23 protein-coding genes and 1 pseudogene are annotated in these 26,621 nt (G+C 68.5%); 8 read left to right on the forward strand and 16 right to left on the reverse strand.

Annotated features, from left to right (window positions below; all coding sequences use genetic code 11):
* The first annotated feature begins 162 nt into the window (after positions 1-162).
* Together AC11WY_RS15910 and AC11WY_RS15915 are read left to right on the forward strand one after the other, a co-directional pair.
* The gene (locus tag AC11WY_RS15910) at positions 163-1,248 is read left to right on the forward strand and encodes a tartrate dehydrogenase (protein WP_482927273.1); all 1,086 of its coding nucleotides are present in this window, start codon (positions 163-165) and stop codon (positions 1,246-1,248) included.
* A 255-nt stretch (positions 1,249-1,503) separates the two neighbouring features.
* Positions 1,504-2,315 (forward strand): annotated as a pseudogene (locus AC11WY_RS15915) (IS630 family transposase); the annotation flags it as partial.
* A gap of 9 nt (positions 2,316-2,324) precedes the next feature.
* On the opposite strand, the gene AC11WY_RS15920 reads toward AC11WY_RS15915, so the two are convergent.
* From AC11WY_RS15920 to AC11WY_RS15935, 4 genes are read right to left on the reverse strand one after another with little or no spacing between them, the layout of a single operon-like run.
* Positions 2,325-3,872: a Ppx/GppA family phosphatase gene (locus AC11WY_RS15920; RefSeq protein ID WP_482927275.1), complete on the reverse strand. Its 1,548-nt coding sequence runs from the start codon at positions 3,870-3,872 to the stop codon at positions 2,325-2,327.
* Between the two features lie 51 nt (positions 3,873-3,923).
* A complete protein-coding gene (locus AC11WY_RS15925) occupies positions 3,924-6,098 on the reverse strand; it encodes an RNA degradosome polyphosphate kinase (protein ID WP_482927277.1) in 2,175 nt (724 codons plus the stop codon).
* 33 nt (positions 6,099-6,131) lie between these two features.
* Positions 6,132-6,830: an HdaA/DnaA family protein gene (locus tag AC11WY_RS15930; protein WP_482927279.1), complete on the reverse strand. Its 699-nt coding sequence runs from the start codon at positions 6,828-6,830 to the stop codon at positions 6,132-6,134.
* Positions 6,827-7,900, reverse strand: coding sequence for an AI-2E family transporter (locus tag AC11WY_RS15935; RefSeq protein ID WP_482927281.1), 1,074 nt, complete (start codon positions 7,898-7,900; stop codon positions 6,827-6,829). Before AC11WY_RS15935 ends, AC11WY_RS15930 begins: the two co-directional genes overlap by 4 nt.
* A gap of 133 nt (positions 7,901-8,033) precedes the next feature.
* Between AC11WY_RS15935 and proS the strand changes: the two genes are divergently transcribed.
* The 5 genes from proS to AC11WY_RS15960 all read left to right on the forward strand — a co-directional run bounded on the left by proS (position 8,034) and on the right by AC11WY_RS15960 (position 12,709).
* Positions 8,034-9,371: a proline--tRNA ligase gene (gene proS, locus AC11WY_RS15940; RefSeq protein ID WP_482927283.1), complete on the forward strand. Its 1,338-nt coding sequence runs from the start codon at positions 8,034-8,036 to the stop codon at positions 9,369-9,371.
* 76 nt (positions 9,372-9,447) lie between these two features.
* Positions 9,448-10,734, forward strand: coding sequence for a lipoprotein-releasing ABC transporter permease subunit (locus AC11WY_RS15945; protein WP_482927285.1), 1,287 nt, complete (start codon positions 9,448-9,450; stop codon positions 10,732-10,734).
* Positions 10,727-11,407: an ABC transporter ATP-binding protein gene (locus tag AC11WY_RS15950; protein WP_482927287.1), complete on the forward strand. Its 681-nt coding sequence runs from the start codon at positions 10,727-10,729 to the stop codon at positions 11,405-11,407. The genes AC11WY_RS15945 and AC11WY_RS15950 overlap by 8 nt, the downstream gene beginning before the upstream one ends.
* 181 nt (positions 11,408-11,588) lie before the next feature.
* Complete coding sequence (locus AC11WY_RS15955; RefSeq protein ID WP_482927289.1) at positions 11,589-11,987, forward strand: cytochrome c; 399 nt, start codon at positions 11,589-11,591, stop codon at positions 11,985-11,987.
* Positions 11,984-12,709: a VIT1/CCC1 transporter family protein gene (locus AC11WY_RS15960; RefSeq protein WP_482927291.1), complete on the forward strand. Its 726-nt coding sequence runs from the start codon at positions 11,984-11,986 to the stop codon at positions 12,707-12,709. The genes AC11WY_RS15955 and AC11WY_RS15960 overlap by 4 nt, the downstream gene beginning before the upstream one ends.
* Positions 12,710-12,781: 72 nt before the next feature.
* Here the strand turns inward: AC11WY_RS15960 and AC11WY_RS15965 are convergent, their stop codons facing one another.
* From AC11WY_RS15965 to AC11WY_RS16020, 12 genes are all read right to left on the reverse strand, one after another.
* Positions 12,782-13,840 (reverse strand): lipoyl protein ligase domain-containing protein, encoded by a 1,059-nt coding sequence (locus AC11WY_RS15965; RefSeq protein ID WP_482927293.1) that lies wholly within the window; start codon positions 13,838-13,840, stop codon positions 12,782-12,784.
* A complete protein-coding gene (locus AC11WY_RS15970; RefSeq protein ID WP_482927295.1) occupies positions 13,837-15,129 on the reverse strand; it encodes a radical SAM protein in 1,293 nt (430 codons plus the stop codon). The genes AC11WY_RS15965 and AC11WY_RS15970 overlap by 4 nt, the downstream gene beginning before the upstream one ends.
* Positions 15,126-16,244: a geranylgeranyl reductase family protein gene (locus AC11WY_RS15975; protein WP_482927297.1), complete on the reverse strand. Its 1,119-nt coding sequence runs from the start codon at positions 16,242-16,244 to the stop codon at positions 15,126-15,128. The genes AC11WY_RS15970 and AC11WY_RS15975 overlap by 4 nt, the downstream gene beginning before the upstream one ends.
* Positions 16,241-17,290 carry a radical SAM protein gene (locus tag AC11WY_RS15980; RefSeq protein WP_482927299.1) on the reverse strand — a complete coding sequence of 350 codons (1,050 nt, stop codon included), beginning with the start codon at positions 17,288-17,290 and terminating at the stop codon, positions 16,241-16,243. The genes AC11WY_RS15975 and AC11WY_RS15980 overlap by 4 nt, the downstream gene beginning before the upstream one ends.
* A 27-nt stretch (positions 17,291-17,317) precedes the next feature.
* Positions 17,318-18,442, reverse strand: coding sequence for an acetoin utilization protein AcuC (locus tag AC11WY_RS15985; RefSeq protein WP_482927301.1), 1,125 nt, complete (start codon positions 18,440-18,442; stop codon positions 17,318-17,320).
* A gap of 85 nt (positions 18,443-18,527) precedes the next feature.
* Positions 18,528-19,061 carry an NADH-quinone oxidoreductase subunit B family protein gene (locus AC11WY_RS15990; protein WP_482927303.1) on the reverse strand — a complete coding sequence of 178 codons (534 nt, stop codon included), beginning with the start codon at positions 19,059-19,061 and terminating at the stop codon, positions 18,528-18,530.
* Positions 19,061-20,557, reverse strand: coding sequence for a hydrogenase large subunit (locus tag AC11WY_RS15995; RefSeq protein WP_482927305.1), 1,497 nt, complete (start codon positions 20,555-20,557; stop codon positions 19,061-19,063). Before AC11WY_RS15995 ends, AC11WY_RS15990 begins: the two co-directional genes overlap by 1 nt.
* Before the next feature lie 9 nt (positions 20,558-20,566).
* On the reverse strand, positions 20,567-22,003 hold the full coding sequence (locus AC11WY_RS16000; protein ID WP_482927307.1) for a hydrogenase 4 subunit F: 1,437 nt from the start codon (positions 22,001-22,003) through the stop codon (positions 20,567-20,569).
* Positions 22,000-22,662 (reverse strand): hydrogenase-4 component E, encoded by a 663-nt coding sequence (locus tag AC11WY_RS16005; protein ID WP_482927309.1) that lies wholly within the window; start codon positions 22,660-22,662, stop codon positions 22,000-22,002. Before AC11WY_RS16005 ends, AC11WY_RS16000 begins: the two co-directional genes overlap by 4 nt.
* A complete protein-coding gene (locus tag AC11WY_RS16010; RefSeq protein WP_482927311.1) occupies positions 22,662-23,618 on the reverse strand; it encodes a respiratory chain complex I subunit 1 family protein in 957 nt (318 codons plus the stop codon). Before AC11WY_RS16010 ends, AC11WY_RS16005 begins: the two co-directional genes overlap by 1 nt.
* A complete protein-coding gene (gene hyfB, locus AC11WY_RS16015; RefSeq protein ID WP_482927313.1) occupies positions 23,609-25,612 on the reverse strand; it encodes a hydrogenase 4 subunit B in 2,004 nt (667 codons plus the stop codon). The genes AC11WY_RS16010 and hyfB overlap by 10 nt, the downstream gene beginning before the upstream one ends.
* Positions 25,599-25,880 (reverse strand): helix-turn-helix domain-containing protein, encoded by a 282-nt coding sequence (locus AC11WY_RS16020; RefSeq protein ID WP_482927315.1) that lies wholly within the window; start codon positions 25,878-25,880, stop codon positions 25,599-25,601. The genes hyfB and AC11WY_RS16020 overlap by 14 nt, the downstream gene beginning before the upstream one ends.
* Positions 25,881-26,184: 304 nt before the next feature.
* Here AC11WY_RS16020 and AC11WY_RS16025 point away from each other — a divergent pair, with 304 nt between their 5' ends.
* Positions 26,185-26,547, forward strand: coding sequence for an REP-associated tyrosine transposase (locus tag AC11WY_RS16025; RefSeq protein ID WP_482927317.1), 363 nt, complete (start codon positions 26,185-26,187; stop codon positions 26,545-26,547).
* Positions 26,548-26,621: the final 74 nt, after the last annotated feature.

The following is a 26,621-nucleotide window of genomic DNA, read 5'->3' on the forward strand; positions in this document are numbered from 1 at the left end:
GATTTCTACATCCTGTGCCCCGACAACGACGTGGACCGCGCGACCGACGAGAAACGCATCCTCTGGGCCGCCGGTGACATCGTGGAAAACCGCCCGCCGCTGTCGCGCTGGCACCCGGACTACGCCGAGGCGTTCCGGACGTGGCTGAAAGGCTGACCACCCATGCGCACCCACCGCATCGCCGCGATCCCTGGTGACGGCATTGGCCCCGAAGTGGTCGATGCCGCGCTTGACGTGCTGGAGGCGCTGAGCCGCCAGACCAATGCCTTCCGCCTTGACGTGACGCAGTTCGACTGGGGCACCGACTGCTACCGCCGCACCGGGGCACTGATGCCCGCGGACGGTCCCGACCAGCTGCGGGCCTTTGACGCGATCCTGTTCGGCGCCGTTGGGGCGCCCGATGTGCCCGATCACATCACGCTCTGCGCCCTGCGACTGGCAATCTGCCAGACGCTGGACCAGTTCGCCAACGTGCGCCCGACGCGCATCCTGCCCGGCATCCGCAGCCCTCTGGCCGGGGTAAGGCCGGGCGACCTCGACTGGGTCATCGTGCGCGAGAATTCCGAGGGCGAATATTCGGGGCATGGCGGGCGCAGCCACCGCGGCCAGTCGCACGAAGTCGCGACCGAAACCGCGATCTTCACCCGGGTCGGAGTCGAGCGCATCATGCGCTTTGCCTTCGGTCTTGCGGCGGCACGGCCGCGAAAGTTGCTGACCGTGGTCACCAAGTCGAACGCGCAGCGGCACGGCCTCGTCCTTTGGGACGAGATCGCGGCCGAGGTCTCACACGATTTCCCGCAGGTGACCTGGGACAAGATGCTGGTCGACGCGATGACCGTTCGGATGACGCTGAACCCGCGCTCGCTCGATACGATCGTGGCCACGAACCTGCACGCCGACATCCTGTCGGACCTTGCGGCGGCGCTGGCCGGGTCGATCGGCATCGCGCCCACGGCGAACCTGGACCCCACGCGTCGCGCCCCCTCAATGTTCGAGCCGATCCATGGCTCGGCCTTCGACATAACCGGCAAGGGCATCGCGAACCCGGTGGGCACGTTCTGGTCGGCGTCGATGATGCTCGACCACTTGGGCGAAACCGCCGCCGCCACCAGGCTGATGGCGGCCATCGAGACCGTCACCGCAAACCCCGCGTGGCACACGCCGGACCTTGGAGGCTCGGCCACGACACGGGAGGTTGCCGCCGCGGTCGCGGCTGAACTCCTCGGCCCGGAGGCCCCACGGAGGTAGTCACCACGCGATGGCCGATGAACGCGCGGCCTTCAGATCAAACGTTGCCTTTGAAACTCGAATCCGCCCCGCTGCCGGTTTTGTGGACAGCACGTCAAGCTAACCTGGCGCGGGCCTCGAACTCCATGGGGCTGAGGTCGCCCAGCTTCGAATGGCGTCGTCTCGGGTTGTAGAAGCGTCTGATTGAATCTGAATCCGGATTCCCCGGATTGATGTGGTGTGAGTCACCATGCCTGCCGGATGGTGGCGGATGGCATGGTGTTACCACTTTCCATTGATCTCAGGGTGCGGATTGCGGCGGCGTTGGGTGAGGGGGAGACAGTTCGGGCGGCAGCGAAGCGGTTCGGGGTTTCTGTGGCCGCTGGTGTGCGGATCGGTCAGCGGCAGCGAGCGGGGCGCGGGCAGGTTCCCGGCAGGATCGGCGGGCACCGCCGTCCTGTGCGGGCGCGGACGGCGGAACTGGCTGCGCGCGGCCTGCATGTGGCGCACGATACGGTCTTGCGTTTCGTGGCGCGTGCGCTGGCGGGCGCATCAGCACCGGCTTGATCCCGGACGTCTGATCTTCATCGACGAAACCCGGATCAAGACCCAGATGACCCGGACCCGCGGCTGGAGCCCGCGCGGCACAAGGCTCACCGCCCACCTCCCGCACGGGCACTGCAAAACCCTGACATTCCTGGCGGGCCTGCGCCACGGCCGCATCGTCGCGCCCTTCCTCCTCGACGGGCCGATCAACGGGGATGCTTTCACCGCCTGGGTTGGCCAAAGCCTCGCCCCGACGCTGGCGCCCGGTGACATTGTCATCGCCGACAACCTGGGCAGCCACAGGCCTGCCCGCCCGCCAACGCATTCGGAACGCCGGAGCGCATCTGCTGTTCCTGCCGCCCTGCAGCCCGGACCTCACCCCCGTCGAGATGGTCTTCGCCAAACTCAAGGCGCTGTTCCGCAAGGCCGACGAGCGCACGATCGAAACCTCGTGGCGACGGGTCGGCCCCCTGCTTGACGCCTTCCGCCCAACAAAATGCGAAAACCACCTGCGACATGCCGGATACGCTTCGGTCCGAGCCGGACACGCTTCAGGCTTTCGCCACCGTGATCAGCGTCGTCACATGCAGCGCCGCCGCGAGCGAGGCGAAGCGGGCGCGCGACACCTCGCCGAAGAGGTCGACGCCCTTGGGCTGCAGCACCAGTTCCAGCACGCCCTTGCGCGGGTAGAAACGCAGCGCCCCCGCCTCGGCCGGGTCGGCGATCGAGAACATCGCGCCAAAGCGCATCGCCTTGCCCAGCACCTCGGCATCGGCGATCTGCTCTTCGGTCAGCAGTTGCAACAGCGGTTCCAGCCGCGATCCCGCGCGGCTGTTCTTGTAGCGGTGCAGCAGGGCGAGGCCGAGGAACACCCGCCCCGGATGGTCGAGCCCGCCGAGGTTGGCACGGGTGGCGTTGTCGAAACAGGCCTCGGCTCGGTAGTCCGGATGGGCGCGCCAACTGGTATCGTGCAGCAGGCAGGCGGCCTTGATCAGCCGCAGCCGTTCGGGCGGGGTGCCCTTGAACAGCGGCAGCAGGAAATCATAGAGCTTGCGCCCGAAGCCCGGCAGCCGCGCGCTGGCGGCTTCGGTGAACCGGCAGGCCTCGATCAGCGGATCGCGCTGGCGCAGGCGCTGCGGCATGTGTTCGTACAAAAGCCCCTCGCGGATGCCGTAAGAGGAAACGTCGATCTCTTTCGGGCGGAAGCTGCGCACCAGTTGGCCCAGCACCTCGGCGGCCAGCGGCACCAGTTCCATCCGCTCGGCCGAGGTGCCGGTGCGCAGGCGCAGTTCGGTCAGGTCGGCGGTGGTGATCCAGTCGACGGTGGCCAGCACCTGTTCGCGCGTCATGCGGTATTCGTGCAGCACGGTCAGCGGATAGCCGCGGCGTTCCATGTCCAGTCGGGCGATGGCGCGCCACGAGCCGCCGACGAGGTAGATCTTGTCGTGGTGCACGTCGAGATCGGTCTTGAGCTGCCTGACGATCTTCGCGATGTGCTTGCTGCGGTCCTTGGCGCTGCCCGGCACCTGTTGCAGCCGGAACGGCCCCAGCGGCGAGGTCAGCCGCCGCCCGATGCGCCCGTCGCCGATCACCGCCAGTTCCATTGACGAGCCGCCGATGTCGCACACGATGCCCTCGGCCTCGGGCCAGCCCAGCAGCACACCCTGCGCCGACAGCCGCGCCTCTTCGGCGCCGTCGATCGCCCAGAGCCTCATGCCGGTTTCGCGCGTCACCTGCTCCTGAAACTCCGGCCCGTCCTTCGCCTCGCGCACGGCGGCGGTGGCGACGGCGGTCAGCGGGGCGATGCCCATCCCTTCGGCCAGGATCGAGAACCGCTTCAACGCAGCCATCGCCCGCTCGCGGCCCCTGGGGTTCAGCAGGCCGGTGGTGTCGAGTCCGGCGCCGAGGCCGCAGAGGATCTTTTCGTTGTAGAAATAGGCCGGCGACCGGGCCGCGCCATCGAACACCACAAGCCGGACAGAGTTGGAGCCGACATCCACCACGCCGATGCGCGACAGCGCGCGGGCCGAGGGGTCTTCGAACAGCGGGCGGCCGAAGGGGCCCCATTCGTCCTGGGCGGGCTCGGCAGAGTCGCTCATCGGGTGTCCTTCGTCATGGCGCGCGGACTTTGGCGTGCCCGGCGGGGGGCGTCAATCCACGGCATGGGCAAGGCGCGGGACATCGGCATCCCCGGCGCTGCCACGGCCCGACAGCGAGGGGTTTTCCATGAAGAAACGGTGGCACGAGAAGAACGGGCCCTCGGCAGGGGCGGCCTCGCGTTCGTAGCTGCCATCGGGTTGCAAGATGAAGCTTTGCGCCCGGTCGGCAAGGTTTGCCGCCATGATCTGGCTGACGATCTGCGCCTTCACGGTGTCGTTCTTGATCTCGACCAGCGTTTCCACCCGGCGATCCAGATTTCGCTCCATCCAGTCGGCGGACGAGATGAACACGCGGGCTTTCTTCGACGGCAGGCCGTGGCCGTTGCCGAAGCAGACGATGCGGCTGTGTTCAAGGAACCGGCCGACGATCGACTTGACGCGGATGTTGGCCGACATCCCGGCGATGCCGGGGCGCAACATGCAGATGCCGCGCATGACCATGTTGATCTTCACGCCCGCGCCGCTGGCGGCATAGAGCGCGTCGATCACGTCGGGGTCGGTCAGCGAGTTCATCTTGGCCCAGATCGCGGCGGGGCGCCCCGAACGGGCATGGTCGGCCTCGGCGGCGATCAGGCCTAGGAGCCGCGACTTGAGGTTGATGGGCGAAATGGCGAGGTTTTCCAGCCCCTCGGGCTGCGCATAGCCCGACAGGTAGTTGAAGACCTTGGTGGCATCGCGCCCCAGCGCCGGGTCGCAGGTGAAAAAGCTGAGGTCGGTATAGATGCGGGCCGTGATCGGGTGATAGTTGCCGGTGCCGTAGTGGGTATAGGTCACCAGTTGGTCGCCCTCACGCCGCACCACCGTGCTGATCTTGGCATGGGTTTTCAGGTGGATGAAGCCGTAGACGACATGCGCCCCGGCGCGTTCCAGCCGCCGCGACTGGCGGATGTTGGCGGCCTCGTCGAAGCGCGCCTTCAGTTCCACCAGCGCGGTGACAGATTTGCCCGCCTCGGCCGCCTCGCACAGCGCCGACACGATCGGGCTGTCGCGCGAGGTGCGGTAGAGCGTCTGCTTGATCGCCAGCACGTTCGGATCACGCGCCGCCTGATCGAGGAACCGCACCACCATGTCGAACGTCTCGTAGGGGTGGTGCAGCAGCATGTCCTTCTGGCGGATCGCCGCGAACATGTCGCCCTCATGGTCCTGCACACGCTCGGGCACGCGCGGGGTGAAGGACGGCCATTGCAGATCGCGGCGCGCGTCCAGCACCAGTTCCTTGAGGTCGGCGACGCCCAGCAGGCCGCGGATTTCGATCACCTCGTCGGGCGTCACGCCCAGTTCAACCATCACCAGCCGCCGCAGGTCTTCGGGGGCGCCCGCGGTGATCGTCATGCGGATGACCTCGCCCCGGCGGCGGCGTTTCAGCGCCACCTCGAACTCGCGCACCAGGTCTTCGGCCTCGTCCTCGACCTCCAGATCGCTGTCGCGCAGCACGCGGAAGGCGCAATGCCCGATGTCGCGGTAGCCGGGAAAGAGCGAGCCGAGGTGCAGCAGCAACAGCTCCTCCAGCGGCAGGAAGCGGTGGTCGCTCCCGGTCGCGGGCAGCGCAATGAAGCGCGGCACCTGTTGCGGGATCGGCAGCAGCGCCTGCAACGGGCGCCTGTCGGCGACCCGCTCCAACTGCAACGCCAGACAGAAGCCGGTGTTGGGGATGAAGGGAAACGGGTGCGCCGGGTCGATCGCCAGCGGCGACAGCACCGGAAAGACCTGATTGAGGAAATAGCTCTCCAGATAGATCTGGTCGCGCCGGGTCAGTTTGGCGCGGGTCAGCAGGCTAATGCCCGCCGCCTCCATTTCCTTCTTCAGCTTGTTCCAGATCGTCTGCTGCGCCTGCAACAGCCGCCGCGCGTCACGGTCGATCATCGCCAGTTGGTCGCGCGGGGTCAGCCCGTCGACGGCAATCATCGAGTTGCCCGCGCGCGCCAGTTCGCGCAGCCCGGCGACGCGGACGGTGTAGAACTCATCAACGTTGGTGGCCGAGATCGACAGGAACCGCACCCGCTCCAACAGCGGCACGCGCGGGTTGCGCGCCTCGTCCACCACGCGCCAGTTGAACGCCAGCCACGACAGTTCGCGATTGAAGAACCGGTGCGGCCCTGCGGTCTCGTCCGGCGGCAGCACGGTCGGGGCGGGGAATGGCGCTTTCAGGAAATCGGCTTGGATCATTGGCGGTTACGGGCGATTTGGGAATGCGCCTGATTATTGGCCCGCTTCGGGCAGGCTGTCCAGCACCTCGGCGGCGAAGGCCCGCGTGATCTCGCGATGCGCGGTCATGCTGTGGCGGTCGATCGCCTCCACCACCTCGGCCGCGGCGGCCAGCGAGCGGTCGATCCGGGTGGCCAGATAGGCGATCACCGCCGGGGCGACGTGCAACTGGCGGTCGGCGAACAGCTTCACCAGCACCGCCGACAGCAGCGCGTCATCGGGCCGTTCCAGCCGGGCGACCGGGGCGGCCTGCAACCGGCTGGCGAGGTCGGGCAGCACCACGGGCCAGCGGTTCGGCGCCTCGGGCGCGGCCAGCAGCAGATGCCCGCCCGAGGCGGCCAGCATGTTGTGCAGGTGAAACAGCGCCCGCTCGGCCTCCGCATCGCCCGCCACCCGCTGTGCGTCGTCCAGCGCGACGCGGGTCCGGGCGGCCAGTGCGGGCAGGTCGGCGGCGGCAAGATCGGCCGCGGGCAGCAGCGCCGCACCCGTCTCGGCGGCCCAGATGCGGGCCAAGTGGCTTTTGCCCGCGCCCGCCGGGCCGGTGAGTACCAGCTTGCCCTGCGGCCAGTCGCGCCACCCCTCCACCGCCGCCAGTGCGGCGGTATTCGCGGCCGAGACGAAGAAATCCGCGCGCCCGGTCGCCGCCGGCCGCGCCTGCGGCAGGGGCAGGGCGAACTGTTCGGGTGTCTTCACATCCCGCCCGCGTCGTTGCCCGAGAGGCCCTTGTAAAGCTGGCTGTCGAGGTATTGCCGGATGCCAAAGCGAGCCAGCACGCCGATCGTGGCCGCCACTGGCACCGCGACCAAGAGCCCGACGATGCCGAAGATGGTGCCGAACGCCGACAGCGCGAACAGCAGCCACACCGGATGCAGCCCGACCGAATGGCCAACCAGCGCGGGGCTGAGGATGTTGCCCTCGATGAACTGCCCAAGCGCGAAGACGCCGACGACGGCGGCGATCATCCCCGGCTGGTCCCAGAACTGAAAGAGGGCCAGCCCGATGGCCAGCACACCGCCGGTCATTGCGCCAAGGTAGGGGATGAAGGTGATCAGCCCGGCGAAGGCACCGACCACCAGCCCGAACTGCAACCCGACCAGCATCAGCCCGACCGCGTAATAGGTGCCGAGGATCGCGCAGACCGTCAACTGGCCGCGCACGAAGCCTGCCAGGACGTCGTCGATCTCGTTGCCCAGGCCGCGGATCGTGTCGCGGTAATCGCGCGGCAGCCAGCTGTCGACATGCGCAATCATCCGGCTCCAGTCCAGCAGCAGGTAGAACGCCACCACCGGCACGACGATGATGAACAGCGCCGCGTTGATCACGCTCAGCGCCGACGAGATCAGTCGGTTGGCGAGGTCGGCCCCCTGCGCCTTGATCGTGTCGCCGATCGAGATCAGCGTCTGGTGCACCACGCTGGTCTGGTCGAGGATCGACGGGAACCGCACGGTGAGGAAGGCCTGAAGCTGGCTGAAGATCAGCGGGGCCGCGCTGATCAGGGCCAGCAACTGCTGGGTCAGCAGCGGGATGACCAGCACCGCCAGCAGGATACAGATCAACAGCGCCGCGACCGAGATGATCACCGTGGCGACGATGCGACTCAGCCCCAACCGCTCCAGCCGACCGGCGATGGGGTCGAGGAAATAGGCGATCGCGCCGCCGATCACGAACGGCAGGATGACCGAGCCCAGGATCCACAACGCAAACAGAAATACCGCCGCGGTGATGCCCCAGTATTTCACCTGTTCCCTGACGGGAAGTCCCATGTCTCTGCTCCGGCTGCGCCTGCAGCCTGTCATCGCCGAACACACCCGCGCACGCAAGCGCGCCCTGCGCTTGCCTGACAGATGTGGATCGCATAGGTCATGCGCAACCACGTCCTGCCCAAAGGTTCCGCAGATGCGCCTGACCCGTTACTTCATGCCCGTCCTCAAGGAAAACCCCGCCGAGGCACAGATCGTCAGCCACCGTTACATGCTCCGTGCGGGCATGATCAAGCAGCAGCAGGCGGGCATCTATTCCTGGCTGCCGCTCGGCTTCAAGGTGCTGAAGCGGATCGAGCAGATCGTGCATGAAGAGCAGATCCGCGCCGGTCACATCCCGCTCTTGATGCCGACGCTGCAACCCGCCGACCTGTGGCGCGAGTCGGGCCGCTATGACGATTACGGCGAAGAGATGCTGCGCATCACTGACCGCCACAAGCGCGAGATGCTTTACGGGCCGACGAACGAGGAGATGATCACCGACATCTTCCGCGCGCATGTGGAAAGCTACAAGACGCTGCCGCTGACGCTCTACCACATCCAGTGGAAGTTCCGCGACGAGATGCGGCCCCGCTTTGGTGTGATGCGCGGCCGTGAGTTCCTGATGAAGGACGGCTACAACTTCGACATCGACAAGGACGCGGCGCTGCATGCCTACAACCGCCACATGGTCAGCTACCTGCGCACCTACGAACGCATGGGCCTGACCGCGATCCCGATGCGCGCCGACTCGGGCCCGATCGGCGGCGAGGATACCCATGAATTCCTGGTGCTCGCCGAAACTGGCGAGTCGGAAGTGTTCTACGATCAGGCGGTGACCGAGCTGAAGCTGGGTGACCGCGCGGTGGATTACGACGACCGCGCCGCCGTCAAGGCGATCTGCGACGAGTTCACCAGCGTCTACGCGCGCACCGACGAGACCCATGACGCGGCGATGTTCGACGCCATCCCCGAAGAGCGCCGCAAGGTCGGCCGCGGCATCGAGGTGGGGCAGATCTTCTACTTCGGCACCAAGTATTCCGAGCCGATGAAGGCCTTCGTGGTCAACGACAAGGGCGAGCGTGTGCCGGTGCACATGGGGTCGCACGGGATCGGCGTGTCGAGGCTTCTTGGCGCGATCATCGAGGCGAGCCACGACGACAAGGGCATCATCTGGCCTGAAGGCGTCACGCCGTTCCATTGCGGCATCGTCAACCTCAAGCAGGGCGACCCGGCGGCCGATGCCGCCTGCGACGCGCTGGAGGCGGCGCTGATCGCCAGGGGCCTCGACCCGCTTTACGACGACCGGGATGAGCGGGCGGGGGCGAAGTTCGCGACGATGGACCTGATCGGCCTGCCTTGGCGCATCACCGTGGGCCCGCGCGGGCTGGCGGCGGGCAAAGTCGAACTGACCTCGCGCCGCACCGGCGAAAGCGAGGAAATGTCGCCCGAGGCCGCCGTGGCCCGGGTGGCCGAGATTTACGCCGGGGTCTGACGAACCCCGGATTTTCGCCGAAAATCCGCACTGAATTTTCTGCGAAAATTCGGTCTGGACCGGGAAAGGAAGCGCTTTGACCGGCCGCACACGACCCTTCGCCGCCTTCGAGTGGATGATCGCCTGGCGCTACCTTCGGTCCAGGCGGGCCGAGGGCGGCGTTTCGGTGATGACCTGGATCAGCCTGATCGGCATCACCTTGGCGGTGTTCGCGCTGATCGCCACGCTCGCCGTGCGCTCGGGCTTCCGGGCCGAGTTCGTCGATACGATCCTGGGCGCCAATGCGCATGTCACGGTCTATTCCGCCGCGCACCCCGACGACAACGGGCGCATGGTGCGGACGATGACCGACTACGAGGCGGTGACGAAGAAGATCGAGGCGATCCCCGGCGTCACCACCGCCGCGCCGCTGATCAAGGGCGAGGTGATGGCCAGCTTCGACAGCCACAACGCCGGGGTGCAGGTCTACGGCATCGCGCTGTCCGATCTGAAGAACATCCCCCGCATCGCGCATTCCGATCAGGCGCAGGGCAATATCGACGATTTCGACCAGGGCATCGCCATCGGCACCGGCGTTGCGCGCGATCTGGGGGTGGGGATCGGCGACCACATCCGCCTGATCTCGCCCGACGGGGTCAAGACCGCCTTCGGCACCAGCCCGCGGGTGAAAGCCTATCCCGTGGTCTACATCTTCAGCGCCGGCCGCTGGGACATCGACCAGATCCGGGTCTATCTGCCCTTCGCCGAGGCGCAGAGCTATTTCAACCGCGAGGGCACCGCCGACGAGATCGACGTGATGACCGTCGACCCCGAGCGGGTCGACGATCTGACCCCCGCGCTGCTGGCGGCTTCGGGCGACAATGCGATGCTGTGGAGCTGGCGCGACTCGGCGGGCAGTTTCCTGCGCGCGCTGACGGTCGAGGACAACGTGATGTTCGTCATCCTCGCGCTGATCGTGCTGATTGCCTCGATGAACATCGTGTCGGGCCTGATCATGCTGGTGAAGAACAAGGGCCGCGACATCGGCATCCTGCGCACGATGGGGCTGACGGAAGGCTCGATCCTGCGGGTGTTCTTCATCTGCGGCGCCTCCACCGGCCTGATCGGGACGCTGGCGGGGGTGATCCTTGGCTGTCTGTTCGCGATCTACATCGACCCGATCTTCTCGTTCATCAACTACTGGGCGGGGGGTGGGGTCTGGGATCCCTCCATCCGTGGTATCTACACCCTGCCCGCCAAGCTGGAATGGTTCGACGTGGTGCGGGCGGTGGCGCTGTCGCTGGGGCTTTCGTTCGTGGTGACGATCTTCCCGGCGCGGCGGGCGGCGCGGATGAACCCGGTTGAGGCGCTGCGCTATGAGTGAGCCGATGCTGATCCTCGACGGGATCGAAAAGACCTACAACCCGGGCAGGCCGGGCGAGGTGCGCGTGCTGCGCGGGGCGTCGCTGCGGCTGGAACCGGGCGAGGTGGTGGCGCTGGTGGCGCCCTCGGGGGCGGGGAAATCGACGCTGCTGCACATCGCGGGGCTGCTGGACACGCCGGATACGGGCAGCGTGCAGATCGGCGGGGTCGAGATGACGCGGCGGCCCGACCGGGCGCGAACGGCGGTGCGGCGGGCCGACGTGGGCTTCATCTACCAGTTCCACCACCTGCTGCCGGAGTTCACGGCGCTGGAGAATATCGTTCTGCCGCAACTGGCGAACGGGGTGGCGCGCAAGGCCGCGAACGCGCGGGCGATGGACCTGCTGGCCCGTGTCGGGGTCGATGCGCGCGCCGATCACCGCCCGGCGGCGCTGTCGGGGGGCGAGCAGCAGCGGGTGGCGTTCTGCCGCGCGCTGGCGAATGCGCCGAAGCTGCTGCTGGCGGACGAGCCGACCGGGAACCTGGACCCCGCGACCTCGGATCAGGTCTTCGCGGTGCTGATGGACCTGGTGCGCCACACCGGGCTTTCGGCGCTGATCGCCACGCACAATCCGGGCCTGGCCGCCCGGATGGACCGCATCGTGCACCTGGACGCGGGGCGCATCGCGGGCTGAGGCCGCGCAAGGGCCTGACAGTGTTGGGAAATCGGGACACCGAAACCACACCGAAACCACACCGACGTTGCACCGATTTTCCGCCCCGCAGACGTTCGCATCCGTGGCCGCTTGCGCGGGATCAACGCGCGGCCCGGCGGCTCGTGCGAGCGTGGGCGCAGATCAGCCGGAGGATTGCCCGATGCGTCTTGTGACCCTTGCCCTTTCCACCCTCGTTGCCATGCCCGCGGTCGCCAACCCACCCGATCCCGGGCAGGTGGCGTTCGGGCAGATGTGCGCCGATTGCCACGGCCTTGATGCCCGTGGCGACGGGCCGAAGGCCGGGATACTCTCGGTGAAGCCCGCCGATCTGACGACGCTTTCGGCGCGGTCCGGGGGGGTGTTTCCGATGCTGCATGTGATCGGCGTGATCGACGGCAGCGACCGCGTCGCAGAGCACACCGGCCCCTCGCCGATGCCCGCATTCGGCGCGCTGGTGGGCGGGCAGTCGGCCGCGCTCGACACCCCGGGCGGCACGGTGTTGTTTACCCGCGGGGTGATCCTGTCGATCGCCTATTACCTGGAGAGCGTGCAGAAATGACCAACCTCAACAGTGGCGAGGTTGCTTTGTCGGCGCACCTCGAACATCACAATTCGCACCGCACCGGCTGGTTGCGCGCGGCGGTGCTGGGCGCCAACGACGGCATCGTGTCCACCGGCAGCCTGATCGTGGGCGTGGCGGCTGCAACGCCGGACCATGCGGCGATCCTTGTGGCGGGGGTTGCGGGGCTTGCGGCCGGAGCGATGGCGATGGCGGCGGGCGAATATGTCTCGGTCAGTTCGCAGGCCGATACCGAGCGCGCCGATCTGGCGATGGAACGCGCGGCGCTGCGCGACAATCCGGTGGGCGAGACCGAGGAACTGGCCGCGATCTACCAGCACCGGGGGCTGGACCATGCGCTGGCGTTGCAGGTCGCCAAGGCGCTGATGGTGAAGGACGCGCTGGGCGCCCATGCGCGCGACGAGATCGGCATCACCGACATCGGCACGCCACGACCCGTGCAGGCGGCGCTGGCCTCGGCGACCTCGTTCTCGATCGGGGCGGCGCTGCCGCTGTCGGTCGCGGCGCTGGTGCCGCTGGGCGTGGCGATCGTGTCGGTCACGGCGGCGTCGGTCGCGGGGCTGGCCGTGCTCGGCGCACTGTCGGCGCGGGCGGGCGGCGCGCCGGTGCTGCGCGCGGTGCTGCGCGTGATGATCTGGGGCGCGGCGGCGATGGGGGCCACGGCGGGCATCGGCGCGCTGTTTGGCACCGCGGTGGGGTGAGGCGGAACAGGAAACGCTCCGGTGGAGCGTTTCCCCGCCGAACGCCCGGAGCGCGGGCGCAGGGCCGGGCGGTCAGGCGGTGACGGCGGCCCGGATCGCGGCGGTGAAGTCGGCGGGGGTGGCGGTCAGCAGGCCGACCTTGGCGGCGGTGAAGAAATCCGCCACCGCCGTGTCGATCGCGTCGACCTCGACCCCGCGCAGCGCAGCTTCGAGGTTCAGGATCGTGGCGGGCGGGGTCACAAAGAAGTCGCCGGTGATGACGATCTCGCGGATGCGGTCGCGGGCGGCGCCCTCCAGCCGGACATGGGCGGCGATGGTGCCGCCTGCGGCGGTGTGGCTGCCCGACAGCACGTCGGCGCCGGTCGGGTCGTCGATGCCATAGACGAACTCGTCGGTGCCGATCTCCTCGGCGAAGATCGCGCGGGCGGCGGCTTCCTCGGCTTGGGTGATCGCGCCCCACTGCGGCGTGATGCCCAGCCGTTCGGCGAAACCGTCGAGCAGCGCCTGTTTCACCTCGGCCACCGGGGGCGGGGCGCCGTGGAAAAGCTCGGTGACGGTGACGACGCGCTGCGCGCCGCTGGTCTGCCCGCGCTTGGCCAGTTTGGCGGCGGGGATGTTCAAAAGCGACGCCATCTTGGCGCCGTCCATGTCGTAAAGCGTGGTGCCCTGGTAGAAGATCGTGTCGCCGTCGAAAAAGCCGCCGGTGCCCGAGATCTTGCGGCCCTCGACCTCGATATCGTTGCGGGGGCGGTAGTTCGCGGCGATGCCGAGGCGCGACAGGCCCGCCGCCGCCGCCTCGCAGATCGCCTGCGCGACCTCGCCCAGCGAGGAAAGCCCCAGCGTGTTGCGGTGGAACACCAGTTCCCAGCCGAACTGGCCCTCATCCAGGTAAAGCGCGCCGCCGCCGGTCACCCGCCGCCCGATGCCGACTCCTGCGGCGCGGCAGGCGTCGAGGTGCAGTTCCTGACTGATCGCCTGATGACGGCCAACCAGAACCGAGGGCGGAAAGGTCAGGAACCGCACCGTGTCGGGTGTGGTCCCGGTCTTGTGGCCCTCGATCAGCGCCTGATCGAAGGCCATCTGCGCGCGGCAGGACCGGGTGCCGGTGTCGATGACGCGGAAGGGCTTCACAACGCGTCGAACTCTTCGCCCGGCGTGTAGCTTTCGCCGGGGCGGTTCATGTTGAGCTGGCTGCGCACCTTGCGGATGTCGGGGCCCTTCAGCGGGAACGGGTAGCTGGCGATGTTGGAGGGCGGGCTGTCGCCGTAGGGGCGGTCGCAGGCCGAAATGTCATCGGCGAACTTGCCGGGGCAGCCGGAGGTGCGGAAGGCGATGCCCGCGTCGACGATGGGGGCGAGTTCGGAAGCGCCCATGCCGAAATCGACGATACGGCCCTGATCGTCGAACTTCATCTGATCGACGCGCACGCCGCAGTAGTCGACGAGGTAGCGGGCCAGTTGCACCCGGCGCCACTGATCGCGCGGGGTGGCGGGCAGGTGGTCCATCAGGCTGCCCTTTTCGGGGAAGAAGCAGAACATGTGGCTGTGGCCGCCAAGGTCGACGATCTTCTGGACGAGGGTCATCACCTCGTGTTCCGTCTCGCCCATGCCGACGATGATGTGGGCGCCGAACTTTTTGGGGCCGAAGATGTCGCGGGCCTCCAGCATGATCTCCCAGTACTTCGCCCAGGTGTGCGGCGATTGCACGCCGTGGCCGCGGGTGCGGTCAAAGAGTTCCGGCGTGGCGGCGTCGATCGCGACGGTGAAGATGTCGGAGCCGAGGTCGCGCAAGGTCTGCACGTCATGGCGCGTCATCGTTGTGGGGTTCGACAGGATCGAGATCGGGATCGCGTCGGGGTCGATGCGGTCGGTCCATTTCTTCAGCACCGTCACCGTATCCTCGTCGGAGTTCGGGTGGGTGATCATCGAGATGCACATGCGGTGGAACGGGCTTCCGGCAACGTCCTTCGCCACGCGGTCGACGATTTCATCCATCGAGACGGCGGGCCAGTCGACGCGGATGAAGTTGCGGTCGGCGTAGTTGCGTTCGGCCTCGCGGTGGCGGGCCAGCCCGCAATAGGCGCAGTTGGCGCGGCAGCCCTCGGGGTAGGTCAAGAGCAGGTTCAGGCAGCGCGTGCAGGCGCAGCGATGCATCTGGCCCTCGACCAGCCCCAGCGTGATCGCGGCGGCGGTGGACATCTGCACATACTCGGGTGAGCGCATGTTGGGCGTCAGCACCCGGTAATCGGGGCGGTAAAGCCCGTCGGGGGCGAGGTTGGCATCCTTCACCGGTTTGCCGTTCCGCATCGCACCGGGCACCTTTCCGGGCGCGCGCGGTTCCATCAGGTCGTAGGCGTTGAAGTCGAGGCCATTCGTCCCCGTGCGGCCGGGCAGCGCGCCTTCCGGTTTCAGGCAGGTCATGCGGTTTCTCTAGCCTCCCATAGGTCGTGTGTCGGGGCCGCCGTGCGGTCCCAGTAATCGGAATAGGCGATCCAGGCACGACGCAGCGCGGCATCGTCGGGTTGCTGTCCGGCCGCATAGCGCGCGAGCACTTCACGGCGGCGGCGCAGCGCCAAGGCGATCGAGGGGCCAAAGAGGTCTTCGGCCTCGTCCGCATAATCCCCGGCGGCCCTCGCGTCGCCCGCAATGGCCGCAGCGGCGGCGCGCCCGGCCATGCGGCCCGAGAGCACGGCGGGGTTGATGCCCGCACCGGTGACCGGGTTGACAAGGCCCGCGGCATCACCGGCAAGCATCACCGTGGTGGCGCCAAGGGTTGCGGCAAGGCCCGCGATGCCGCCCACCGGGATCGCGCCGCCGGTGGTGGCGTGGATGAGGGGGCCCACGCGGCGGGCGGCCGTCAGCTCCATGTGCAGCTCGCACAGCAGCGGTTTCAGCAGCGCCTTGCGGGCCGGAATGACGCCGAGGCCGAGGTTGCAGAGCTTGCCCTTGGGGAAGAGCCAGCCGTAGCCGCCCTCGATCTCGGGGCGCAGGAAGATGTCGGTGGCCTGATGCGGGGCCAGCAGGTCAACCGTGATCTGGCGGGTTTCCACCAGGTCGGTGTTGGGCATGCCCACGGCGCGGCCGACAAGGCTGCGCGGGCCATCGGCACCGATCAGAACGCGGGGGCGCAGGGTGGTGCCGTCGGCGAGCTTCACGGTGCCATCGGCGGCGATGGCGCGGATCAGGGTGGCAAAGCGGCACTCGGCGCCCGCCCGCCGGGCGGCCTCGACCAGCGCGGCATCAAAGGCGGCGCGGTCGATCATGTGGCCGCGAAAGTCGGGGGTGATGTCGGCGGCGGCCTCGCGGACGTAGGTGTCCATCGCGGCGATGTCCTGCACGCGGGCGGCAGCGACGGCGGCGGTATCGACGCCCAGCATCATCGGCACGAACTCGGCGCATTGCACCGGCAGGCCCGGCTGCACCCGGCGATCCAGCGCCAGCACGCGCGCGCCCGCCTGCGCCGCCGCTGCGGCGGCGGCAGCCCCGGCGGGGCCGAGCCCCACCACCAGAACGTCGATGTCGAAGGCCCCGGTCATGCCGCGCAGGAGCGCAGCTTGAGGCCGACGCCCTTGCCAAGGCTGGCGCCGATCTTGATGGAACAGCAGGCGTGTTCCTGATGCCAGTCGCGGCCCGTGGCTTGGGCCACCTGCACCGCGCCCTCGGCCGGGAAGGCGATCCCGTCCAGCCCCGCCATCACGGCGTAGGCATCCGTCACCTGCTTGTGCAGACCGGCGGGGCGGGCGCAGCCCAGCAGCACCTGCCGGTCGCCCATCTTCTGGCGCGCGTCGAGGAAGATGCGGCCCACGTCGGCGGTTTCCGGCGTCTTGAAGGTGCCGGGGCGCGCATAGAACGGCATGATCACCACCAGCACCAGCGCGTTGACCGGGTAGCGGGCGACCATCTCCAGCGCGCGTTCCTCGCCGCGCAACTCGCCATAGTGCAGGCCGATGACGATGTGGGGCGAGATTTCCATGCTTGTGGCGGTCAGCGCGGCCAGCGTTGCCTCGAAATCCTCCACCGGGCGGTCGAGGTGGTAGACCTGCCGGATGGTGTCGTCGGACCCGATCACATCCATCATCGCGGTATCGACGCCCGCCGATTCCATCCGCCGGGCGCCCGTTTCATCGGTCAGGGCGGTGTGGATGGCGACCTTCAGATCGGGGAAGTCGCGCTTCAGCCCCTCGATCACCGGGTAGAAACGTTCGTAGCGAATCTCGTTCTTGCGGTTCGAGCCGCCCGACAGCAGGAAGCCCTGCAGGCCTTGCAGGCGGATCAGGTCGCGGACCTTCTGGTCCAGCATCTCGGGCTTGGTGGCCGGGATCATCGGCTCAAGGATTTTCGCCTGACAATGGTCGCAGTCGAGCGCGCAGGCCCCGGCGGTGATCGAGAAGGCGGGGAACGAGTTCTTGCCGCAGCCCTTCACATCCGAGGTGTCGTATTCCTTGAACGTGGGGGTGGAAAAGCGCAGGCGCGGCAGCGGGCGGCTGGCGGCCGCCGTTTCCATCGCCGCCACCAGTGCGGGGTCGAAGGTTGCATCCTCCAGCGACTCGATCGCGCCGAGCCTGTCATACCATCCGGTCATCGTCCTCGCTCCTCCCACAGTGTCGGGTCACGCCGCCTGCACTTCGGCCTCCGGCGCCAGTACCGCAGCGGCGATCTGCCGGAAGCGGTCGCGCAGCGGGCCGTCGTTGCGCGTGTCGATCAGCGTCGTCATCCAGTCCGGCGCGCGGTCTTCCTCGTCGACCAGATCGCAGTCGAGGGCGCGCAGCAAGGCCTCAGACGCGGGGGGCAGGCGGGCGGGCATCCGGTGCCCGGCGATCCGGCCCCAGAGCGCGGTCCAGAACCGCGCGACCGTCCAGGGATTGTAGCCGCCGCCGCCCAGCACGACGGTGGCGGGGGCGAGTGTCGTCAGGCGCATCACCGCATCCAGCAGCGCGATGTTGGACAGCGCGAGTGACGAGAGCGGATCGCCCTTCAGCGGGTCGGCACCGCAGGTCAGCACCACGGCCTCGGGCGCGAAGCCTTGCGCCAAGGGCAGCACGGCATGGTCGATCAGGTGGTCGAATTCGGTATCGTTCATCTCGCGCGGCACGGCTAGGTTGCGGGCCATGCCTCCGGCGCGGTCATCCAGGCGCCCGGTGAAGGGCCAGCGGTTTTCCTCGTGCACCGAGATCGTCATCACCCGGGGATCAGCGGCAAAGGCCGCCTCGACCCCGTCGCCGTGGTGGGCGTCGAGGTCGATGTAGAGCACGCGGGTCTTTCCGGCGTCGAGCAGGGTCAGGATCGCGAAGACGGGATCGTTGAAGAAGCAGAACCCGTTGGCGCGGGCGGGCATCCCGTGATGGGTGCCGCCGGCCGGGTGGTAGGCGATGCCATGGGTCAGCGCGTGGCGTGCGGCAAGGATCGAGCCGCCGACCGAGGTGGAGGCGCGTTCGAACAGGCCCTTGAACACCGGGTTTTCCAGCGTACCGATGTTGTAGGCGGCGCGCATCTCGTCGGTCACCTGGCCCGCCGCCTCGGCGCGCAGCATGGCGCCGACATAGGCGCGATCGTGGAAGCGCAGGATGTCTTCGAGGCTGGCCTGCGGGCTTTCGAGACAGGGCGTGGCGGGGCCGAACCAGCCAAGCTGTTCCGCCAGCGTCATCACCGAGCCGATGCGGGCAATGGCCAGCGGGTGGTTGCCCCGGTAGCCGGTCGCCCGGTAAATCTCGGAACTGATGAACGCAGGTGTCATCGGGGCCCTTCGCGCCGTGCTCTGCCCCCTTCGGAGGGGACTCACCTATATATTCCGTTTTTTGCTTATGATGGCAATTGAATTGTCATGTTGCACTGCGGCGAGGTGCGGTGAAGTCCAGCAGCGCGATCAGGCCCTGCAACAGGGCGGTCGGCGTCGGCGGGCAGCCGGGGATGTGCAGATCGACGGGGATCACCGCGGCCACCCCGCCGCAGATCGCGTAACTGCCCTTGAAGCAGCCGCCGTCACGCGCGCAATCGCCCACCGCGATGACCCATTTCGGATCGGGCGTGGCATTGTGCGTCCGCTCCAGCGCCTCGCGCATGTTGCGGGTGACGGGGCCGGTGACCAGCAGCACGTCGGCGTGGCGGGGCGAGGCGACGAAGTGAAGGCCGAAGCGTTCGAGGTCGTAATAGGGGTTGGCGAGGGCGTTGAGTTCCAGCTCGCAGCCGTTGCAGGAGCCCGCGTCGACCGCGCGGATCGACAGGCTGCGGCCGAGGCGGCGGCGCAGCCGGGATTGCAGCGCGCGGCCGAGTTCCGAGATGTCGGCGTCACCGGGGATTGGCGCCGGTTCGGTCAGCGGGCGGGAGGTGAGGCCCTGAAGGATGAATTTACGCATCAGAGGTCGACCCCGGAATACGAGCAGTTGAAGGATTTGTTGCACAGCGGGAAGTCGGCGATGATGTTGCCCTCGATGACGGCTTCCAGCAGCGGCCACTGGAACCACGACGGGTCGCGCAGGTGGCAGCGGGCGATGCTGCCGTCGGGGGCGAGCGCGAGCCAGACGAGGATGTCGCCGCGGAAGCCCTCGACGAGGCCCAGCCCCTCGGCCGGGCCGGTGGCGGTGATGGGTGCCCGGATCGGCCCGTCCGGCAGGCTGTCGAGCAGTTGGATCAGCAGCGCCAGCGACTGTTCCATCTCGCGCAGGCGGAGCCAGACGCGGGCGTTGACGTCGCCGTCGTCGCGGGCGGGGACGGTGAACGCAAGGCTGTCATAGGGCGCATAGGGCAGGTCGCGGCGGGTGTCGAAATCACGGCCCGAGGCGCGGCCGACAAAGCCCCCTGCGCCAAAGCGGCGGGCGAGGGCGGGGGCGAGGGTGCCGGTGGAAACGGTGCGGTCTTGCAGCGAGGCGGTGCCGTCGTAGAGGGCGATCAGGCGCGGCAGGCGGTCGCGGACCTCGGTGACGAGGCTGCGCAGGGCCTGCGCGCCCGCGGGCGTCAGGTCGCGCGTCACGCCGCCGGGGGCGATGACGTCGCGCGCGAAGCGGTGGCCGAAGGCGGCGGCCGTCGCCCGCAGGGTCTGTTCGCGCAACGCGCCGCACTGGGCCAGCATCATCGCGAAGGCGGCATCGTTGCAGATCGCGCCGACGTCGCCGAGGTGGTTGGCGAGACGCTCCATCTCGGCCAGCACGGCGCGGATGTGCAGGGCGCGGGGCGGGACGGCAACGGACAGCGCGGCCTCTGCCGCCTGGGCGAAGGCCCATTGATAGGCCACAGTCGAGTCGCCCGAGGTGCGCCCGGCCAGTTCGGCGCCGCGGGCGAGGGCTGCGCCGGTCATCAGCCCCTCGATGCCCTTGTGGGTATAGCCCAGCCGTTTCTCCAGCCGCACCACGGTTTCGCCCTGACCGGTAAAGCGGAAATGACCCGGTTCGATGATCCCGGCATGGACCGGGCCGACCGGCACCTGATGCAGGCTGTCGCCCTCGACCGGCAGAAAGGTGTAGGGCGCTTGCGGTTGCTGCGGCCCGTCGGGCCCGAGCGGGTGGGTCACGCCCCAGCGGCCGTGGTCGAGCCAGGGCCGCGGGTCGGCGGCGCGGTCCGGGCGCAGGCCGTAAAGGTCGGTGATCGTGCGTTCCAGCCGCTGCGCCGGGGCGTGGTGGCGGGCGACCGAGGGGAAAGTGTCTGCCGTTTCCAGCGTCAGCAGGCCGATATGACGGGTCGCCTCGTCCAGCAGGGCCATGTGGACCGCGCCGGGCGCGCCCCAGAGGCCGAGCAGCGTCAGGTGCCCGGCCGCCAGCGCCGCCGTCGCGTCAGACCATGCGTCGCGGCTGCCGATGCGGCGTGGTGTCGGGCCGGTGCGGAGCCTCTGGGGCGGGATCGGGGTGAAGCCGTCCATCCGCGCCCCCTAACCCAACAACCGCGCGGCGGCCTGGAACCAGACCACCATCGCGCCCGGCAGATGCACCCCGGCGAGGAACACCAGCCCCATATGCAGCCAGATCGGCAGGAAGGACGCCTTTACCGGGGTGGTATCCCCCTCGGGTTCGCCGAACAGGAAGCCGGTCAGCCGCAGGATCAGCGCGCCGAAGGCCAAGAGCAGGCCCAGCACCAGCAGGATCGCCAGCGCGGGGGCACGGGCGAAGGTGGAGGTGACGACCAGAAACTCGGACAGGAACACGCCGAAGGGCGGCAGGCCCGCGATGGCCAGCACGCCAAGCGCCAGCGCCCAGCCAAGCGCCGGGTGGCTGACGGTCAGGCCCTTGATGGCAGCAATGCGCTGGCTGCCCTTGGCCTGCGCGATATGGCCGACCGAGAAGAAGATCGCCGACTTGGTGAGCGAGTGCATGACCATGTGCAGCAGGCCCGCGAAATTGGCGAGCGGGCCGCCCATGCCGAAGGCGAAGACGATGATGCCCATATGCTCGATCGAGGAATAGGCGAACAGCCGCTTGATGTCGCGGCGGCGGTAGAGCATCAGCCCGGCGAAGATCAGCGAGGCAAGGCCCATCGCGACCATCAGGGGGCCGACCGGGATGGTGGCGGGGTTCGCCGCCATCAGCATCTTGAAGCGCAGCACGGCGTAAAGCGCCACGTTGAGGAGAAGGCCGGACAGCACGGCGGAAATCGGCGTCGGGCCCTCGGCATGGGCATCGGGCAGCCAGGCGTGCAGCGGGGCGAGGCCGACCTTGGTGCCGTAACCCAGCAGCAGGAAGACGAAGGCGAGGTTCAGCATTCCGGGGTCGAAATCCGCGGCGCGGGTGATCAGCTTGCTCCACACCATCGCGGGCGTACCCTCACCCAGCACCGGCTGCGCGGCCATGTAGACCAGGATGGTGCCGAACAGCGCCAGCGCGATGCCGACCGAGCCGAGGATGAAGTATTTCCACGCCGCCTCCAGCGCCTCGTGCGTGCGGTAGAGGCCGACCATCAGCACGGTGGACAGGGTGGCCAGTTCCACCGACACCCACATCAGGCCGATGTTGTCGGACAGAAGCGCCATGTTCATGCCGAACATCATCACCTGATACATCGCGTGGTAGAACCGCAGCGTCAGGGGAGTCAGGCGGCCGGTCTCGATCTCGTGCCCGATGTAGCTGGCGGAAAAGGTGGCGGCGGTGAAGCCGACGAGGGTGCTCAGCACGATGAAGACGATGTTGAGGTCGTCGACGAGGAAGAACGACGTCGGCGCCGGGCGCGGCAGCACCAGCAGGGCGAGCGCGGCGAGAAAGGTCAGGCCGCTGGCGATCATGTTGAGTGCGGCGCTCAGCCGGTAGCCGGGCAGGACCGCCAGCACGGCGGCGGCAACCACGGGGATCAGCAGGATCAGGGCGATGGGGGTCATTTCTGGTCACCCCGGAAGTCGTCCATCGCGGCCAGATCGACGGTGTCGAACCGCTCGCGAATGCGGAACAGGAAGACGCCGATCACGATGAAGGCGATCAGGATCGAGAAGGCGACCGAGATTTCCACCACCAGCGGCATCCCCTTGGCCCCGGCGGCGGCGAGGATCAGGCCATTCTCGAGCGACATGAAGCCCACGACCTGGCTGACCGCGTTGCGCCGCGTGATCATCATCAAGAGGCCCAGCAGCACCACCGCCAGCGCGAAGGCCAGATCCTCGCGCGCCAGCGGGTCGGCGCCCGCCGTGATGCGCATCATCAGGAGGATCGACAGCGCGACCAGTCCCATGCCCGCCAGCATCGTCTGGCCGGTGCCCACCACCGTTTCCACCTCGCGGTGGATGCCGAGGTTGCGCACGATGCGGCCGAGTGCGGTGGGGATGATCCAGCCCTTGAAGATCAGCGCGATGGCGGCGGTGATGTAGAGGTCGGGCGCGCGCTGCAACTGCGCCTGCCAGGCGACGGCGGCGGCCAGCACGACGGCATGGAAGGCGAAGACGTCGAGCAAAGCCGAAAGCCGGTTCTGATAGATCATCAGGAAGCTGACAAGCACCAGCCCGCCAGCCAGAAGATGCGCGATATCAAGCGGAAGATGCGCCATCAGAGCCCCCGCGACACAAACAGGAGAAGCGTGCCCAGCAGCCCCAGCATCAGCGCGATGCCGAGGAAGTCGGGCACCCGGAACACGCGCATCTTGGCAATCGAGGTTTCGAAGATCGCCAGCGCCGTGCCGCCGATGGCAAGCTTGCCAAGGTAGATCGCGGCAGCGGTCAGATGGGCCGCAGGGCCGGTGCCGGGGGCGGCGATGCCCCAGGGGAAGAACACGCAGGCGATCAGCGAGAGATAAAGAAGGAGCTTCAGGGCGGCCGCCAGCTCGATCATCGCCAGATGGCGGCCGGAGTATTCCAGCACCATCGCCTCGTGCACCATCGTCAGTTCAAGATGGGTGGCGGGGTTGTCGACCGGGATGCGCGCATTTTCGGCCAGTGCCACGATGACCAGCGCCACCAGCGCCATGCCGAGCGACACGCGCAGGCCGACGGCGGGCGAGGCCATGACGGCGGCGATGGTGGAGAGCTGGGTGGAGCCCGCCACCAGCGCCAGCGAGAAGGTGATCAGCAGCATCGCGGGCTCGGCGATGGTGGCGATCATCATCTCGCGGCTGGCGCCGATGCCACCGAAGGCGGTGCCGACATCCATCCCCGCCAGCGCAAGGTAGAAACGGGCGGAGCCCAGCAGGGCGACGACGGCGATCAGATCGGCGGTCCAGCTGAACTGCAGGTTGGTGGCGAAGGTCGGCACCAGCGCGGCAGCGACCCAGGTGGCGGCGAAGATCAGGTAGGGCGCGGTACGGAACAGCCAGGAGGCGTTCGTCGCCAGCACGACCTCCTTGCGCAAGAGCCGCCGGATGTCGCGCCAGGGCTGGAGGATCGAGGCCCCGCGCCGCCGGGTCAGCCGTGCCTTGACCTTGCGCACGAGGCCGGTGAGCAGAGGGGCGATCGCGATGACCAGCGCCATCTGCAAGCCTTGCACCAGCAATGCGAGGATCAGGCCCATAATGTCAGCCCCAGCAGAAGAAGGACCAGCGAGCCGAAAACGAGGCTGAGGTAGCGCCGGATCGTCAGGAACTGGAAGCGGTTGGCATAGGTCGAAAGCCGCGTGACGCCGTGGCCGAGCGGGGCGTAAAGCGCCTGCCACGCCGGGTCACCGACCAAGACGGTGAGGCGCGCGGGCGACAGATCGCCGGGCGGCGGCATCAGGACGGTTTCGCGGGCGCCCAGCAGCGGGGTGCCAAGGACGCGGCGCAAAGGCTGCGCGAAGCTGCCCGCACCGTATTGCGTGGTGGGGTCGTTCAGCGGGAAGCCGCAATCCCAGGCCGGGGCGCGCCGCAGGCTGCGCGAGGCCAAGCGGTGGATGGCGTAGGCGGCAAGCCCGCCGGAAACGGCGATGAAGGCCGCGACCAGCAGCCCGTTGTAGGTGCTGCGCGCCGCGGCGATAGGCACCAGCGTCAGCCAGGGCTGCCCGGCCTGCGCGGGCAGGCTCGCCCCCGCCAGTTGCGCGCTGACCGGGGCCAGCGCATCCAGCACCAGCCCCGGCAGCAGCCCGGCCAGGGCGCACAGCACGGCAAGCCCACCCATCGCGACCAGCGTCGGGCGGTCGGCCTCGTGCGCATTGGCGGCAGCGTCGGAGCGCGGGCGGCCGAGGAAGGCGACGCCGTAAAGCCGCACGAAGGCCGCCGCCGCCAGCGCGGCGGCCAGCGCGAGCATCCCTCCGGCGGCGGGCACCAGCATCTGCAGCGCGGGCTGCGGCAGGCCGGGGCTGAGCAGCACGGCCTGGAACACCAGCCATTCCGAGGCGAACCCGTTCAGCGGCGGCAGTGCCGCGATGGCGGTGACGCCCAGCAGCATCAGCGCGGCGGTGACCGGCATCCGGTGGATCAACCCGCCCATCCGGTCCAGCATCCGCGTGCCGGTGGCGCCCAGCACGGCACCCGCGCCGAGGAACAGCAGGCTTTTCATCGCCATGTGGTTGAAGGCGTGGAACAGCGCCGCCGACAGCGCCAGCGCGGCGGCCGTGGGCATCCCGTCGGCGCGGAAGGCCATCGCCAGGCCGACGGCACAGAAGATCACGCCGATATTCTCGATGGTGGAACAGGCCAGCGCCCGTTTCATGTCGGTCTCGATCATCGCCAGCAGGATGCCCAGCACGGCGGTGCCCGCGCCGAGCAGGATCACCAGCGGGCTGGCCCACCAGGCCGACGGCCCCATCAGATCGAACACCACGCGCAGAAAGGCGTAGAGCGCGATCTTGGTCATCACCCCGCTCATCAGCGCCGACACCGGGCTGGGGGCGGCAGGGTGCGCCAGCGGCAACCAGACGTGCAGTGGCGCAAGACCCGCCTTCGACCCGGCCCCCAGCAGCATCAGGCCAAGGATGACGGCCGTGGCCAGCGGGCTGCGCGGCACGGCGCGGATCGCGTCGAAGCCATAGCCGCCCGCAGGCCCCGCCATCAGCCCGAAGGCCAGCAGCAAGGCCATCGTGCCGAAGGCGGCCATCATCAGGTAGACAAAGCCTGCCGTGCGCGTTTCCGCCTCGCGGTGGTGCACCATCACCAGCGCCCAGGACAGCAGCGACATCACCTCCCACGCCATCAGAAAGCTGAAGGCATCGTCGGCGATCAGCACGGCGAGCATGGCGCCGAGGAAGGCCGGGAAGAACGGCAGCACGCGCATCGGTTCAGGTTCGTGGCGGAAGTAGCCGATCGCCGACAGGCTGGCGGCCGCCCCGCCGAGGCCAAGGAGCAGCGTGAAGCAGGCCGCCAACGGGTCGAGCCGCAGATGCGCGCCGAGCCAGGGCAGGCCGATCGGCAAAACGTCGGTCGTGGTGGTGCCGGTGAGCAGCGCGGTGAGGCCGAGCGCGGCGGTCAGGGCACAGAGCAGGGCGGCGGCGACGTAGACCGATTCCGCCCGGCGCGGGCCGAGGATCAGCGCGACCGGCCCGAGCGACAGGAGCGCCCCGGCCAGCAGGGCGGCCGCGTCAACCGGCGCCATTGCCGCCCCCGTTCGGATCGGCCGCGGGCTTCAGCCGCACCCCGCGCCCGCCGCCGACGCTGACCATGCCCTCGGCGATCAGTTCCACCCCGGCGCGGTCGAGCGCCGCGACGATCCGCGTCAGGCTTTCGATCACGCCACGCACGTTGCCGGGGCTCGCCTCCATGCGCTGGATGGTGGGGACCGAGACTCCGGCAAGCTGCGCGAGGCCCTTCTGGTCGATGCCAAGCAGGGCACGGGCGGCACGAAGCTGGGCGGAGGTCATCATCGGGCGACTCGGGCGGCGGGGCGTGTGGTCCGAGTTTAAGCGGGGATAGTGATGTGTCAAGCATCAGTGTTGGGGGGTGGGGTGGGTGCTGGTCAGGGATCTGCCGGCCACCGCGCGCCGGTGAGCGACCACGAGGCGGTGTCTTCGGTGGGCGAAGATTGCACACCGATTCACGCGGGTCCGCGCGGTCGGGTTAACGGGGCGTTCGGGGGGCACCGACGTTGCACCGATATCGCACCGATTTGGCACCGACGTTTGTCGGTGGGCTTACCGGCCGCTAACCTTTCTGCGGCAGGGTGGGCGCATGCCGCGATACCTCCGCCCCCACGCGCCCGGCGCGACGATCTTCTTCACGGTGACGCTCGCCACGCGGGGGACCGACCTCTTGGTGCGCGAGGTCGGGCGGTTGCGGGCGGCGGTTGCGGCGACGCGGGCCGAGCGGCCGTTCGGGATCGACGCCTGGGTGGTGTTGCCGGATCATCTGCATTGCGTCTGGACGCTGCCGGAGGGCGATGCGGCGTATTCGGTCCGGTGGGGGGCGATCAAGGCGCGGTTTTCACGCGGGTTGCCCAACGGGTCGATACGGGCGAGCCACCGAAGTTCGACAACTGTGGGTCGGATGCGCGCGGTTTCGCAGGGGGTCGGTCACGCATTTTCAATGCGTTAGGCATCGGTGGATGCCGTTTTCGGCGGATTCCGTGTAGTTACATGCCGATTTGATTTGTCGCCTTGTAAGCATGA

The sequence above is a fragment of the Solirhodobacter sp. genome, from assembly GCF_964715405.1.